At 47.1% G+C, this 15,111-nt stretch carries 13 protein-coding genes; 3 read left to right on the top strand and 10 right to left on the bottom strand.

Features of this window, described 5'->3' with window-relative positions; genetic code table 11:
• Genes GOU96_RS00270 through GOU96_RS00240 form a run of 7 tightly spaced genes read right to left on the bottom strand, consistent with a single transcriptional unit; the run spans window position 1 to window position 6,742 of the window.
• On the bottom strand, window positions 1-1,611 hold the full coding sequence (locus tag GOU96_RS00270; RefSeq protein ID WP_114974844.1) for an EAL domain-containing protein: 1,611 nt from the start codon (window positions 1,609-1,611) through the stop codon (window positions 1-3).
• Window positions 1,611-2,915: a sensor histidine kinase gene (locus GOU96_RS00265; RefSeq protein ID WP_057568722.1), complete on the bottom strand. Its 1,305-nt coding sequence runs from the start codon at window positions 2,913-2,915 to the stop codon at window positions 1,611-1,613. Before GOU96_RS00265 ends, GOU96_RS00270 begins: the two co-directional genes overlap by 1 nt.
• Before the next feature lie 11 nt (window positions 2,916-2,926).
• Window positions 2,927-4,246, bottom strand: coding sequence for a sensor histidine kinase (locus tag GOU96_RS00260; protein ID WP_057554282.1), 1,320 nt, complete (start codon window positions 4,244-4,246; stop codon window positions 2,927-2,929).
• Between the two features lie 10 nt (window positions 4,247-4,256).
• Window positions 4,257-4,841 (bottom strand): chemotaxis protein CheC, encoded by a 585-nt coding sequence (locus GOU96_RS00255; protein ID WP_000029435.1) that lies wholly within the window; start codon window positions 4,839-4,841, stop codon window positions 4,257-4,259.
• The gene (locus GOU96_RS00250) at window positions 4,838-5,203 is read right to left on the bottom strand and encodes a response regulator (RefSeq protein ID WP_001007798.1); all 366 of its coding nucleotides are present in this window, start codon (window positions 5,201-5,203) and stop codon (window positions 4,838-4,840) included. Before GOU96_RS00250 ends, GOU96_RS00255 begins: the two co-directional genes overlap by 4 nt.
• A 34-nt stretch (window positions 5,204-5,237) precedes the next feature.
• A complete protein-coding gene (locus GOU96_RS00245) occupies window positions 5,238-6,380 on the bottom strand; it encodes an HDOD domain-containing protein (protein ID WP_000123106.1) in 1,143 nt (380 codons plus the stop codon).
• Entirely contained in the window at window positions 6,377-6,742 is a 366-nt protein-coding gene (locus GOU96_RS00240) for an Hpt domain-containing protein (RefSeq protein ID WP_000438237.1), read from the bottom strand. The genes GOU96_RS00245 and GOU96_RS00240 overlap by 4 nt, the downstream gene beginning before the upstream one ends.
• Before the next feature lie 245 nt (window positions 6,743-6,987).
• Between GOU96_RS00240 and GOU96_RS00235 the strand changes: the two genes are divergently transcribed.
• Complete coding sequence (locus GOU96_RS00235; RefSeq protein WP_033932415.1) at window positions 6,988-7,977, top strand: L-threonylcarbamoyladenylate synthase; 990 nt, start codon at window positions 6,988-6,990, stop codon at window positions 7,975-7,977.
• A gap of 263 nt (window positions 7,978-8,240) precedes the next feature.
• Entirely contained in the window at window positions 8,241-8,729 is a 489-nt protein-coding gene (locus GOU96_RS00230) for a hypothetical protein (RefSeq protein WP_032474595.1), read from the top strand.
• Between the two features lie 43 nt (window positions 8,730-8,772).
• Here the strand turns inward: GOU96_RS00230 and GOU96_RS00225 are convergent, their stop codons facing one another.
• Together GOU96_RS00225 and GOU96_RS00220 are read right to left on the bottom strand one after the other, a co-directional pair.
• Window positions 8,773-9,561 carry a helix-turn-helix transcriptional regulator gene (locus GOU96_RS00225; protein ID WP_000048785.1) on the bottom strand — a complete coding sequence of 263 codons (789 nt, stop codon included), beginning with the start codon at window positions 9,559-9,561 and terminating at the stop codon, window positions 8,773-8,775.
• A 12-nt stretch (window positions 9,562-9,573) separates the two neighbouring features.
• Window positions 9,574-10,116, bottom strand: coding sequence for a YbhB/YbcL family Raf kinase inhibitor-like protein (locus GOU96_RS00220; RefSeq protein ID WP_000647507.1), 543 nt, complete (start codon window positions 10,114-10,116; stop codon window positions 9,574-9,576).
• Window positions 10,117-10,399: 283 nt separating this feature from the next.
• On the opposite strand from GOU96_RS00220, the gene GOU96_RS00215 reads away from it, so the two are divergent.
• A complete protein-coding gene (locus GOU96_RS00215) occupies window positions 10,400-11,230 on the top strand; it encodes a CPBP family intramembrane glutamic endopeptidase (RefSeq protein WP_230666124.1) in 831 nt (276 codons plus the stop codon).
• An 89-nt stretch (window positions 11,231-11,319) separates the two neighbouring features.
• Here the strand turns inward: GOU96_RS00215 and GOU96_RS00210 are convergent, their stop codons facing one another.
• Window positions 11,320-14,535 (bottom strand): glycosyl hydrolase family 18 protein, encoded by a 3,216-nt coding sequence (locus tag GOU96_RS00210; protein WP_267780661.1) that lies wholly within the window; start codon window positions 14,533-14,535, stop codon window positions 11,320-11,322.
• Window positions 14,536-15,111: the final 576 nt, after the last annotated feature.

Below are 15,111 nucleotides of genomic sequence, written 5' to 3'. Positions count from 1 at the left end.
TTATGGAGATAGTTTGTTATGGAGATAGTTCAGGACTTGTTGTGGTGAAATAGCCGGGCTAACTAAATAGCCTTGCACCAGGTCACATCCCATCTCTTGTAAAATTTGATATTGCTGATCTGAGTCGACCCATTCGGCAATCACCTGCATAGACAAGGATTTAATGCTAGAAATCATCGATTGTAAAATGACCGTACTTGATTCCGCCTTACCCAAACTTTGAATGTATCGCCCATCAATTTTCACCACATCAAACGGAATTTCACACAAGTACTCATAACCAGAATATCCCGTACCAAAATCATCTAACGCGCAGCGTATTCCTAATGATTTTAGCTTATAAATCTCATGTTTAGCGGCATCAAAATCCGCAATCAAATCGTGTTCCGTGATCTCAACCGAGAGTCGATGCAACGCATGTTGCGCTTGCTTCTCCTCCGCTACGCTCAGTAACAAACGATAAAAACTGCCGTCAGTGAGCATTTTTCCCGGAATATTTACCCCTATGGTGATGTCTTGTAAGACCGCATCTTCCGTCGTTAAAAAGGTCAAAATATCGCGCACCATGACTTCAGTTAACGTCGGGATCAAATGGTACTTTTCCAAGATCGGGAAAAAACGATCGGGCATTTCATACAATCCTTTGCCAATCACTCGTCTGGCTAAGGCTTCAAACGCTACGACGCCCCCAGAATCGATGTGCTTTTGAGGCTGATAGAAGGCACAAAAATGGCCGAGTTGGAGGTCACGATAAATATTCAATAGCTGCTTAATTTCCAGCGTCTCGTCCGCATTGCCCAACCAAAATATAGATATATGATCAACCAACGCGCTTTTCTCGCAGGGCGGAGTGACTAACTTCAACTCAACATCAGGCCAAGACTCAATATCGGCAATCCACCAATGCGGAGGCTGAGTAAAATTAAAGGCCGTATTCTCTGAAGGCGCAGGGCTCTGAAAGCTATCAATTAACTTAAATAATGTTTTATACCAAGGCGTTAAGCGGTGCGTGACCCAAAACCAACGTGACCCATCTTGATAGATGTGCTCGGTTTCTGGAAGTTGCTGGATCACATGTTGCGAAATGGCTTGCTTTTGCAGATCATCCAGCGACGCTGTCCACTCCATGATCAGCACAAGATAGGGGTGGTCAGCCAGTGACTGTAATAATGAGACCTGTTTGTTGAGTGCTTGCCATGTTTTGAGTCCAGAGACAGTATCAAACTCTTCACGGCGCTCTTTTTCACTAAAACACTGCAAGATTGTTTGCAGCAGATAATTTCGCTCCCACGGCTTGAGCAAAAATTTGTACAGATCGCCTTCATTCAAGGCTCGCGATAATCCATTCATATCCGCCTGCCCAGAAAGGATAAGCGACATAATGTGCGGATAGCGGCGGTTAATCTCTATCACCAAATCCGCACCATTCATGCCCGGCATCCGATAATCGGAAATCACCATCTGTACTGGATGTTGCTTTAAAAGCTCTAACGCTTCTTGCGCAGAAGTGGCGGTGTGCAGATGGGGGAAATAAGGGCGCAGCTCGCGCTTTAAGGCATTCAACACCGCAGGTTCATCATCCACTAGCAGAATTTCACGGTTGCTTTGCATCAGAAGGCTCCTTGAGCACGTACCGCTTGTGGCAGTGTCACAAAGACTCGCGTTCCGACCCCTTCTGTCGAACAGAGCTTTATTTTGCCATGGTGTTCTTCGATGATTTCACGTGCCACGGATAACCCCAAGCCCGCTCCGTCACCGACTTTTTTAGTTGTGAAAAAGGGATCAAACACTTTTTCAAGGTGCTCTGCACTGATCCCTTTGCCATTGTCTTCAATCAGCACTTGTACGCGTGGAATGCCTTCTCCCGGCCAACGCACTTCACAGAGCTCAAGACGCACGACCCCTTCTTGGGTTGCAGAGACGGATTGCACCGCATTAATAATCAAGTTGATAAACACTTGTTGCAGCTTGTTGTAGCTGCCACGAATGTAATAAGGCTTTTCTGGTGCGGGATACACAAACTGAGCTCGGTATTTCAGATCACCAATAATCAAAGCCAGTGCCGAACTCAGTACGTCACGCATATCAATTTCTGCCATATTTTCATGCGTATGTGAGTACACATTGAGGCTCGAAACGATATTTTTGATCCGCGACAGTCCCTCTAAGCTCTCCATCAAGATCGCTTCACTATCGGCGATCATCTCATGAAGCCTAGGGTCGGCTATCGGTTGAATTTGTGGATGCTGCCTTATCTGAGCAACGTATTCATTCAGGAAACTGAAGTTACTCATTACAAACCCAAGCGGGTTATTGATTTCATGGGCGACGCCAGCAGCTAACTTACCTAAAGATGCCAATTTTTCTTCTTGCTGAACCTGATGCTTGTCGATAACGGTTTTGCGAAATTGCAGCATGGAATAAAGCGCACTTTTGGTAACATCAAATAGCGCATATAACTCATCGCGTTGTGGATGATTAAAACCATCCAACATCGGCTGCATAATCAGCAGGAGATAATGATTTTCGGCGGTGTGAAACTTCGCGGCTAACGCGCTCTGACAGTCAGGAAAACAGTGTGCGTAATGCTCTCGCCACACCCTTTCCGCTTGCACATTCGGCATGCAGTACCACTCATCTTCAATAAATGGAGGTAATGCGGTTTTGAAGCGAGTCTCCACTGTCAAGCTACTGGTTTGAATAATACGCCAGTGCTCGTCGGATTGACGTTCAAGTAACGCAATCTGACACCCAGGCACTAAATCGCTGATGGTGGTCATTAAACTATCGAACTTACGCTTTGGCTTTACATTGGAAAACAGCACCTTGATAAAGGCCAACAGAGCAAAAGGGATATGGCAATCATTCCCTTGTTCTCGCATAGCTGCGCCAGAAGTGCGTAGTTTGTCTACCATAATGCCCCCATTTACATCGCTTTGGCATCGGTATTGTCTACCGCTTCTGCACTGGGATTCACCGGTAAACGAATGGTGAATTCGCTACCCTTACCGACTTCGCTGGTGACGCTGATCGTACCATTGTGCTTATTGATAATGCCGTAGGAGACAGATAAACCTAATCCGGTCCCCGAACCGACAGGTTTTGTGGTGAAGAAGGGTTCAAAAATACGCTCGCGGATCTCCTCCGGAATACCGCATCCCGTGTCTCGAATGTGTATTTCAACAAAATCGTCCCCCGCAGATTGTAAGGAAATGGTGATCGTCCCTTCGCCTTTGATGGCATGGCTGGCATTCACCAATATGTTGAGTAAAACCTGATTGATCTGCATCGGCTGACAAAAAACATCGGGCACATTGGCCGCGTAGTGTTTCTCCAACGTGATGTTGTACTTGATCTCGTTATTGATGATTTTCAACGTCGATTCGATACAGTTTTCTAGATTGGCGTAACTCCACTCTGAACGGTCAACGTGTGAGAACTCTTTGAGGTTTTTTACAATCGACATGACGCGTGAAGAGCCTTCTAGAGATTCGGTAATCAACTCCGCCGTGTCTTCCAAAATAAAATCTACTTGTCCTTGTTTAAGGATCTTCTGACAAGCTTCATTGAGTGCCGTGTCTTTACTCTGACCAATCGTCTGGGTAATGCTTTTCAGCACTTTCTCTAAGCTATTAAAGTAGTCGCTTAACGTTTGCAGGTTCGAGGTAATAAAGCCTACTGGGTTATTAATTTCATGGGCGATCCCCGCAGAAAGCTGACCAATTGAGGCCATTTTTTCCGATTGAATTAATTGCCCTTGTGCATCTTCCAGTTTCTTGATTAACACTTTTTGGGATTGATGTTCTTCTTCAAGCTTTTGCGATACTCGCTTAAGTTCCTGTTGCTGGCTCGCTTGAATCGTGACGTCATACACACAGAGGCAGACATGCTCTATCGTCCCATCTTCACTGTGGATCGGGATCACTTCGAGGTTTTGGTACATCTGCTCTTCTTCACCCGACACTGGGCGAGAACTTTTGAAAGGCAAAAGATGCGGTTTCTGCTCCCAACTGCTGAAACTGGAGGATTCAATCACCAGCGCCGTATCAATTTTACGCTTTAAATAATCGGCGGATTCAGGGAATAGCTCTAGGATGTTCTTCCCTTGCATGACTTCACCGTCAAAAATGACACGTGATTCAAAATATTCATTCACTTTGACGATCACATAATCATTACGCACGATACAGAGCGCAAAAGAGAGTTGATCCAGTAGTTCAGAGAGCAATAAACGACTCTTTGCCATACTCGTATCCTTACATCAAGAGTTCGTCGAGATGGGCAAATACCTTATCTAACTCTTTATCAGCAAAACAGATGATGGTTTTGGCAGAAAAAGAGGCCTTCTCAACTAGAAAATTGATTTCCATAATCAAGGACAGACGCCATTGCAAAATTGGCAAAGGCTGATGGGTCGGATCAAAGATGACTGGTGGTTGAATTTTGGTTTTCAATTCAATCTGTTGACATAGACCTTTTAAACTCGCCCCAGAAAGGATGTTGGAGATATCCAAAATACTCTCTTCAATACTGACTAATCCATCCGCCATACCTTTCGAATGGTTAAGGTCATTGACCACTTGCTCACAACCGCAACGGCTCATTAAGGTGATCAGTTCTCCATCCATTCCGCCGTAGAAAGATTGTCGGGTGTAATAATAATCAGCGGCATAAGACTGCAGCGCACGCATATCTTCCTCTGTCGCGACCCGAATGTTGGGTACGGAGATGGTGACGTGCAAATTAAGCAAGGTCGCAAGTTTACTGGCGGCTCGGCCCATAGAGATGTTCATGAATTCCTGCAATGCGTCTTTGTGATCTGCGGAAAGTACTATGCTCATAGCAACCCTGCCTCATGAAGTGTCTGTTCCAGTTGCGCTGGATCGAGTGGTTTTTGCAAAAAGTTCAGCGCGCCCAACTCTCGAACTCGTTGCTGAACCAAGGGTTGAATATCCGCACTAATCACGATAACTAAGCATTTCGCATCAATGCGGTGAAAGTGTTCCAAGACTTGTATCCCATCCATTTCAGGCATGGTGAGATCCAAAAACATCACATCAGCAAGGCCATTGTTATAGTTCTCTACGGCTTCCTTTCCATTTTGAGCCTCGGTTATTTCTACATCCCAACCGGCAGGAATCGCCCTAATCACGGACTTGCGTGACATCTTTGAATCATCAGCTACCGTTAGTCGAATCGCCATAAACTCACTCCCTTAAAATTCAGTATTTCACTGACTAAGCTGGAAAAAATTGAGTTTCCAGTTCCTTGAGCGCACCTTGTATTGAGTCTGGTGCTTCTTGTACAAGCTGTCGGTATTCATTGATTTGTTTGCAATTTTCAATTCTATTCGCCAGACATGAAAGGCTGCCTAGCTGCTCTAAATGCTCACCGCTAAACGAGGTCAATCTTTGGTTGAGAATGATATCCCCTATATCAATATCGTAGCCCCACATAATCAGTATGTATGCCGATATCACATCACAATCGGCATACCCAGGCTGTAAGTGGTAGTAATCCAAAAACTCTTTTTTACTTGCACCATCTTCGAGCAGCAGAATTTTGCCAATCGAGGTCAGTAAATTCGCCACAAAAATCCGGTCTTGATCCTGACGCGGATAGCCCAACTCTCTCACCAATGCTCTGGCAATGGAGCTGGATTTGAAGGCGCAATCTGCCACCCATTGATGATCTTCCGCTGAGTTCACATTACTGGGATGAATTGCGAGCAAAGAGATGGCAATAGACTCCACCAAAACCGCGCCCAAACGCGCAACCGCTTCATGCAGCGAATCGGTATTACGCCGAAAACCAAAGTAGGATGAGTTGGCGATTTGAATGATTTTGGCCACCAATACAGGCTCATGAACTATGGTTTCCGCAATTGCGTCCATACTGCAATTTGGCGAAGCAATCACTTGTTGTAACTTACGAACGGAGTTAGGCAGGATCGGAATTTCCTCTAACGCCCCCAATCGCTTGCGGCATTCAATATTGAACGGCATTCGATACAGCCGTTCGACACATAAGAAAAGATGTTCAAAATCTTCGTGAGTAAAGGGTTTAGGAAGCACAAATTGCGCATAGGTGTGCGCTTTACGAGGCAATTCTTGGGTCGTATCTCCGGTTAACAGTACCCGCATAGTCTCAGGACAACGCGCACGTAATTCCGTCAGCAAGGCTTCACCATTTTTCCCCGGCATCAGCAGATCGGAAATCACCACGCTAGGCGCGTGCTCTACATCCGCCACCCAATGGTTAGCATCTTCAACCAACTCAATCTCCCAATCAGGTCGCATGCGGCGAATCATACGTCCTAACGCTTTGAGCATAAAATCGTCGTCATCGACGCAAACAACCTTCATCGCTTCTGCAGTCATCGATTACTCACTTTTTGCTGTTCTAAATAGATGGCGATCTGTTCAAGGACATTGCGACTTCGCTGGCATAACTCTTCCACTTGCCGCACATAGTCACTATGCCACTCTGGGTCGGCGGCCGTTTTCATCTCAAGTTGAAAACAGAATTCGGACAGAGCATCACTACCAATGAACCTTGCCGAGGATTTCATGCTGTGTGCCAAGCGATGCAGCTCACTGACGGACTGCGTTGCAACAATCGTGATTAATTTCGTCAACTGAGCTTGCGTGTTCTCTTGATAGCTCACCAACATAGGCTCTACCAGATCGCTGCCGACCATTTTGGCGATTGTCGAAATGTTAAATGCGACACTCTGCTCCATCTCTTTTTCATTCCAATGTTAGGGTTGCGATATAAACCAATACCTTAACCTCAGTGTAGTTCATTATCGGATATGTAAACGGTAGCGGTGCACACTTTTAGTTTTAAAGTTATCGATAAAACCCATACTAAGGTTTATCGTTCAAAAGTATTCTTGAGTAGGGATCTGGGTCAAATTTTGTTAGAATGCCGCCCTTCAAAACACCGGACACCCTTTCATCGGTGAATGGATGATGCGAGTAAGTTATGCCGAACCACGGAGATTTTTTGTTGAATACCCAACAGCTTTCAGCGATGACACCTGCTGATATTGAATGCGCAGCGCAGTTACTTAAGCAAGGCCAACTGGTTGCGATACCGACCGAAACCGTTTATGGGCTGGCGGCCGATGCCACCCAACCTGAAGCGGTGAAGCAGATTTTTAGTGCCAAAGGTCGCCCAGCGAATCATCCGTTGATCGTCCATCTCGGGTCGGCAGAACAACTCTCTGAATGGGCGACCGATATTGCGCCAGAAGCGTATCAACTTGCCGAAGCGTTTTGGCCGGGGCCTTTGACACTCTTGCTCCCCAAAGCTAAGCAGGTTTCACCTGTTGTGACTGGCGGTTTAGAATCGGTCGGCATTCGAGTTCCCGCTCATCCTGTCTTGCTGGACATTTTAAAGACGCATCGCTTAGCGGTGGCGGCACCTTCGGCCAACCCCTACAAAAAACTCAGCCCAACCTCGGCCCAGCAGGTGCTTGATGGTTTGAATGGCAGACTCGCCGCAGTCTTGGATGGCGGCGAATGCCAACACGGTTTGGAATCCACGATTGTCGATTTAACCAGCAAACCTTTTCGTGTGCTGCGCGCTGGCCCGATAACGGCCAGTGAACTTAGCGCGGTATTGGGTCAAGAAGTACTGCAGCCACAAGTTCATCAAGTTGCGGTGCCGGGAAATGTCGATAGCCACTATCAACCGAAAACGCGCCTAAGGGTGATTGATGACCTAACCCGCGAGCTTGCCACTCAGTCGGATGAGCTTCGCATCGCGCTACTTCATCTCTCTGCGCTGCAAGCCAGCGAGCAGCGTTTACTCAAGCCGATGCCGCAAGAAGCCAAAGCCTACGGCCAAGCCTTGTACCGCTCTCTGGCCGAAGTGGATAAATGGGGCGTAGATGAAATTTGGTTAGAGCGTCCACCACAAGGTGAAGCGTGGCTTGCCGTGCATGATCGGCTGCGTCGCGCAGCCAGCTAAGCCAATACCCACGCCGAGTACAGAGAAGAAAGATCACCATTTTTGTGAGCTCACGCAGCAAACTAGACAACCAAACTGAGATGTCTGCAGATATCAGCTTGGTTTTGTCGATGTACATCCCCATTGATGTTCACAAAGCTGGTGAAAAAAACGTGCTTTTCAATCGCCCTTTCAATAAAGATTGATGCACCGCAATGCGCCGACTCGGCAGCCAGATTAATTAATAGCTTCTGTTTCGAAGCGCCACCGATAGGATTTGTAAGATGTCTGATGTTTCTACCACCGTCGATTTTGCCACCCAAACCGTACAACCTGTAGTTGAGTCAAGCGGCTCCATTTGGGGTTATGTGGTCGGCGGGATCGTCATCGTGATTGCTGCGGGTTATTTTGGTTTTAGAAAAATTAACAAACCTGCGTTTATGATCAAGCAGCTGCGTAAACGTAACCAAAAAGAGATGAAAAAGAATGGCGTGGAAAGTGCCGAAGCCATGAACGACCTCGATCTTGTTCTGGATGCCGTTGAAGCGTACGCCACTGAGAAAAAAATGAAAGGCACGGAAATGGTAAAATTGCTTGCGCCACTCAATGACGCCAACAAGATTAAATCTGCCAGCGATTTCTATCATGCGATGTCTTACATCGCCAAAAGCATTGATAACCAAGCGTTGGCGAAAAATCTGATCAACAAATCTAAGCAAGTGAAATCGAGCTCAGCGTTGATGGCAGGCCTTCTAAAGCGCGCGGGCATTTAATCTCGGTAATCCATAGTTCAAGAGCCACCTAAGGTGGCTCTTTTTATTTTTCCGGCTTATCCGTAATGGTTTGTAAATATTGATAAGGCGTAAGCCGATACTGCTGCTTAAAGCGCGCCGAAAATCGAGTCAATGATTGATACCCACAAGCCACCGCGACCTCCATCAAAGGACGTAGCTCTTGCAGCAGCGCAAGCGCGTAGTTCATCCGCACTTCACTGAGCACTTCTCGAAAACCCGTACCTTCCGCTGCCAAATGGCGAGCCAAGGTCGCTCGACTCATCGCAAAATGCGCCGAAACCGTTTCAATATTGTGTTCATCACCGGGATTAACACTTAAATAACGCGCTAAACGCTCTCGCATTGAGGCATTATCGCTTGGAAACAGGAGATGTAGCGCTTTCTCATCCCGCAGCTGCGCGTAAAAACCCAGCACAAACTGGCGCTGTGTCTCTTCACTGAGCGATTGTTGGTTCATCTCGTAAAGCAGCTCAAAACAGTAGGCCAGCGCAGCCGTCACTCTCACTCTGGGTTGTTCATTTCGCTCATATTGACTTGATTGAGTTATCCACTCTACAGGTGGCGCTTCATGTAAGGTCAAGGTGCGTGAATAAAACTGCGCCTGCTGCGGTACATTCACAAAGGTAAGATACTGATTGGCTGGCAACATCAGCCAATCAGCAGAATGAAAATTGAGCGTCGTGTCATGCCACCAGAGCTGTTTATGTCCATGTGTTACCCAAATAATGGTGGGCGCATAGATCAAGACATTATGCAGAGGCTGTTTACGCAAACCTTTAAACTGCCCAGTCTGCACGATCACTTTGCTCATTTCTCTTCCTTATTATTCATTCACATAGGTTGCGGTTAGCGTGGCCTGCTCAAGCGCATTAGCGCGCAGCATAAAACCCACTAAAGCATTAGAAGCCCCTTGTGGGATCTCCATTTTTTCAAACGGGAGTGCCCAAACCGTAAATTGATAACGGTGCATACCGTGACCTTGTGGAGGGCACGCACCACCAAAGCCGCTAAAGCCGTAATCGTTGTTCAGCTCACGAACTCCTTTAAGTTGTTTGGCTGCACCACGAGCCACGGCGTGTTGATCCGCCGCGATATCCAGTGCTACCCAGTGCCACCAACCACTGCCAGTCGGTGCATCGGGGTCATAAGCGGTAATGGCAAAACTTTTGGTGCCTTTCGGGGCATTGTTCCAGCTCAGTTGTGGCGACAAATTATCACCGCTACAACCAAAACCATTAAACACAAAATGCTTCGCCATTCGTGAGCCTTCTTGAATGTCTTGGCTAGTGAGCGTCATGACAGGGCTGCTCAGCGCAGGAAAAGTGATCGCGGCGGCGAGTACAGGTAAAAGATGACGTGCTTTCATTGAGATTCTCCTCGTTAAGTTGACGTGAATAATTTACCTTCTTCAATCACTCAGTAAGCAACAATAAAACTCAAAAAACACTCAAGGTTCGTTACTTTTGAGTTTTATCGTTACATTCAATCACTGTCAACGTGCAAAAAAAGCTCACGGTATAGCTGTTCAACAGGTTTAACCAGTAAGAAAGCCTGACTTCGTGGCTTGTCCTTGCTAGCTTAGCACGTCATTATCCCTGCCTTAAATACCTCAAGCTCTTGAAGCAAGAGGAAATAAATAGGATATCAATATGTTACTTTCTGCATCCGCTTTGCTTTGGCTACCGCTGGCCTTAGCGATCATGGCGGGCTTCACTCGTTATCACCGCGTTAGTTGGGGACTACTGATCATCACTCTGCTCAGTGCATTAGGAAGTGGTCACCTCACCTTCATTGGCGCTGGAATCATCTGTGTTGGTTTTGCCCTGGCGTATCTGGCTGCGAATGGTCAATCACACTGGCGCACGACCGCTTGGGTTGCTTTGCTGCTGTGGTGTTTGGCGCTATTTCTCCATTGGCTACCCGGTTTTTCTAACCTCAAAGTGCTGGATAAAGTGCTCGCCAGTGCGCACAGTACACCTTTCAGCCTTTATCTAAATTTAGATAAACCGCTGGTGTTTTTTGCACTGTTACTCGCGTTTCCAGCACTACTGGGGCAGTCTAAAACTCCAAACATCAAGGCCACACTACTGACCTTAGTACCTTTATTTGCTCTCTTACCGATCGCCGTTTGGCTAGGCGCGCTGGCGTTTGAATGGTCATTGCCGGAATGGTGGTGGATTTTTGCACTCAACAATTTGCTATTTACTTGTGTGGCAGAAGAAGCGCTATTTCGTGGTTTGATTCAGCAAAAGGCTCAGCAACAGTTTGGCGCCATTGCCGGACTTTTGATCGCCAGTGCGCTGTTTGGTATGGCCCATTTTGCGGGTGGTCCATTACTAATGATCTTCGCCGCCCTTGCGGGGCTTGGCTATGGTTTGGTGTTCCATTTTACCGGACGTCTTTGGGTCAGTGTTGGCGTGCATTTCTTATTTAACTTCGCTCACTTGCTGTTTTTCACCTATCCCATGCTGGCGCGTTAAACGCCTTTTCCATTTTTCTTATCCCTTTTTCCAAGCATAGAAAAGCCCAGCCAAATGGCTGGGCTTATGTTTCATGAACGGTAGTTAACTTAGATTTTGCACACCGCTTTCCATGATGCATCGGCGCTGGATGGTGTACTGTTCGTCCACCAGTTGGCTTGCCATACAGAACCATTGTGGATCAGTTGGTCACCGCCTGCCGCGTGGTCGCCACGTGGAAACTCTGGGTACACTTTCAAGCCATTCGGGTTGATGCCGGCATCGGCACAAGATTGACCCGCACCACCTTCGTTACCATTGCCGCCATCGGTGGCACCTTCAAACGCTGGCAATGTTGGGAAGTCTTTCTTCAAGCCGACCGTTTCGTTACCCACGATAAAGCGCACGCCGTTAGCCACGCCAGAGACTGGGGTGTAGTACACCATATCGACGCTGTACTCACCGCCCGCAGGGATCGTTTCGGTTGAGCGCAGTGTCACGGCCACTTTGTGGAACAGTTTCTTCTCACCATTCACCGAGAAGTTGCTGCCGGTATGACCGCTTTCAATCACTTTCAGACCAGCACCGCTCCAATCTTTGACGATATCACCGGTTGACGTTGGCATCAGAAACTCAATGGTTGAGCCGCCCGGAATCGCCACATTTGAGTGGTTGGTAAACACCAATTTCGGGTTGATTGGGTAGTTGCTATCACCTTCTGGCCATTCAGTGGTCGATACTGTAACGTCAATCACCGAGTCTGGTTGTGGCAGATCGTTATGACGAATATCCATCGGCTTCGCCGCGGCAAACACTTCATGGGCATAAGAAGTCATGTCAGAACCGATCACGTATTCGCGTTTCACCGCATCATACGAGTAGTCACCCGCCATCTCCCAAATCATCATGCCGCCTAAACCGTTATCGACGATGTAGTCCAGTTTTGGCTTCAGTGAGTCCTTATCTTCAATGCTCAGGAACACTTTTTTGGTGTCGTTCCAAAGCCATGCCGTTTGCAACTCTTGGCTCCACACACGCTCATATTTACCTTCAATCAGGTGTTTCGGGTTGTTTGGATCCATGCCCCACGCTGGGCCATAGCTTGGCATACCGTCAATACCCAATTTTTCAGCATGCATAAGGTTCATCGCATGCCACATGGGCACCACACCGGCTTTGATTTCGTTACCGTTGGCATCCACATCATGCCAGATGTTGTCGGTACCTTCCGCACCCCAACCACAAACCGTGGTGCCTTCTGGGCATGACGATTGGTTTGGCTCAACCGCACGACCCCATAGACCTTTATCGCCGCCGCTCACGCCTTGCCAGCCACGGGTGTAGTAAGGAATCCCCATGTTGATTTGGCTTGGTTTAAAGGCGCCACGGAAGAAGTGATGCGTCCACGCTTGGTTTAAGTAGCCAATGCCTTGATATTCTGCAGTCGTGTACACGCCCCATTTGGCCAGCTCAGCATCTTTACCATCATCAAACAGTGCGGCTTGTGGGCCGACAAACTCGTTCCACGTACCATGCAGGTCGTAAGACATGATGTTGACGTAATCCAGAACATCTTGCATCGCGAAGTCTTGCATACCACGCAGCAGGTAAGCTGATGAAGGTGACGCGATGGTCAGCATGTAACGACGGCCATCTTCTTCGCCCGCTTTATCCAGCGCTTTGCGCAGTTCGGTCATCATCACCATGTAGTTATCCCACAACTGACCACGACACTTGTTCGACTGCTCGAAATCGACCGGATTACCGGAATCTTTCATTGATGATGGGTATTCGTAGTCGATATCCACGCCATCAAAATCGTATTGACGGATGAAATCGACCGCCGATTTGTTGAACGCCTTGATGCCTTCCATATTCACAGAGCAAGAAGCCAGATCCGTCGTCATTGGATAGAAACCACCGGTTTCCGCCCAACCACCGACAGAAATCAGCGTTTTCACATCGGGGTACTGTTTCTTAAACTTGCTCAGCAGGTTGAAGTGACCTTGGTATGGCAGTGAAGGATCCATCTCGGCACCCGGTACATTTTCCCACGTCATTTTAGTCGCGGAATCATCCACTTGCATGCTGAAGTCAGACTTGTTGATGCTGGCGAACGCGTAGTTAATGTGGGTCAGTTTTTCCCAAGGCAGATCGCCGGCGAGGTACGCTGGCAGACCATTTTTACCGGTACGCCATGAGGTGTAGTAACCGATGATACGGCGCGGGTGATCGTCCCCCATACACTCAGTGCCATCTTCACGATAGATCTGTTTGATATCACAGCTTAGGTTGCCCGTGCCCATTTCTTTGGCGTTCACTGTCACCATTGGGGTTTGCGTTTGGTGCCCTGCCGCATCGTAAGCGATCGCTTCGATGGTGTATTGACCCAAAGCTATCGGAGTCCAAGCCAGTTGATATGGAGCTTGCGTAACACGGCCAATCGATTCGCCATTCACCAAAAACTCAACTGCGGTGAGATCATTATTTTCGTCTGTCGCATTCGCAGCCAGTGTGGTGACTTTGCCCAAGAATACGCTTTGTCCGTTACGTGGATTGGTCAGTTCAATCACAGGGGCAACGGGTACTTCTGGCTCAACCGGTGGATCAATTTCTTCGGCTTTGACGGTAATACGCACCGCTTGCTCTTTCAGCAAACCCGAAGCATCTTCCACGATGGCTTTGATGGAGTGAGCACCCTCACCAGCCGCAGTCCAGCTCGCTTGAAATGGCGCTTGCTCAAGCAACGCAATCTGCTCACCATCCACCAAGAACGTGACGGTTTTTACTGTTGTGTTGGTTGCCGTAACGTTAGCCACAATCGCAACGGTTTGACCTTCAATGAACTCTGCACCTTGAACGGGTGAAGCCAGCTCTAGCGAAATTTCTGGCTGACCCGGTTCGATGTCGCCATCGGTTTCCAGTGCGATCGTGCTTTGCAGTAGGCTCAGGTCAAGCACACCACTGACGCCTAAGGTAAGATCAATGCTTGCCCCCGGTAGCAGTTGCGTTTTTACCCAACTGCCTTGATCAAAGCTCAGAGTTAAGCGATTGCTAAACACAGAACCTTGTGCATTGCTGCTAAAGCTCATGCTTGGGTAAGAAATGCCTTGTGCTGACCAAGAAGGCGCTGAAACGGAAAGGTTGGTATCAAACGCAATGCTCGCATCACGCAGTTCAACTGGCTGATTGCCGTTGTTAGTGAGCGTCACTTTGTAGGTATTCCACCACTGGCTTTCCGTACCAACAACAGAAGCGTCACTATTGATTGCCGCCTGCACTGCAGGCATCGCCATTCCCACTGCTAATGCAAGAACGGTCGGCATTAAAGTTAATGCTGATCTTTTCATTATTTCGAGACTTATTTTATTGAACAAAAATTTATGTCTCATTATAGAAAATAAACTGTTTCAGTCTGTTTCAAACGGATGTAAGCAAATGTAACGACACTTTCATAATTTTAAATAAACTCATTGAGAACTTGAAAATAATCAGAAAGAAATAATTCATAAAATCATTGAGATCACGGTTCAATAAAATTATCGCTCGCTAGAAAGAACCATAAGCAAGATAAATACCCAAACAACAAAATAGGCACAAGATCAATGCCAACCCTTTAAATTCAATGCACTAAACCTTAATCAATACAAATTTCAGTCACACTTAATTACATTTCAGGTCAATAATTACTCGCGTCAAATAAGTCAGTCCCTTTATTTTTGATCATAAATAAAAAATCAGACAATACTGATATACAAAAACAACATGTTTTTATAAAGATAGCCGCCAAGTCATTAATCCCAGTGTCAGAATAACCCCACACAATAAAAAGTCGCCAATAAACATTTCCAATAAATAATTATCTGTGCATTCCCATAAAAGCGGATTGGTAAATTATTGAC

Origin of the sequence: Vibrio sp. R-1, from assembly GCF_035615595.1 — a bacterium.
Classification (GTDB): domain Bacteria; phylum Pseudomonadota; class Gammaproteobacteria; order Enterobacterales; family Vibrionaceae; genus Vibrio; species Vibrio cholerae.
Note: the sequence above shows the minus strand (reverse complement) of the source record. Positions and strands in the feature narration are given on the sequence as shown.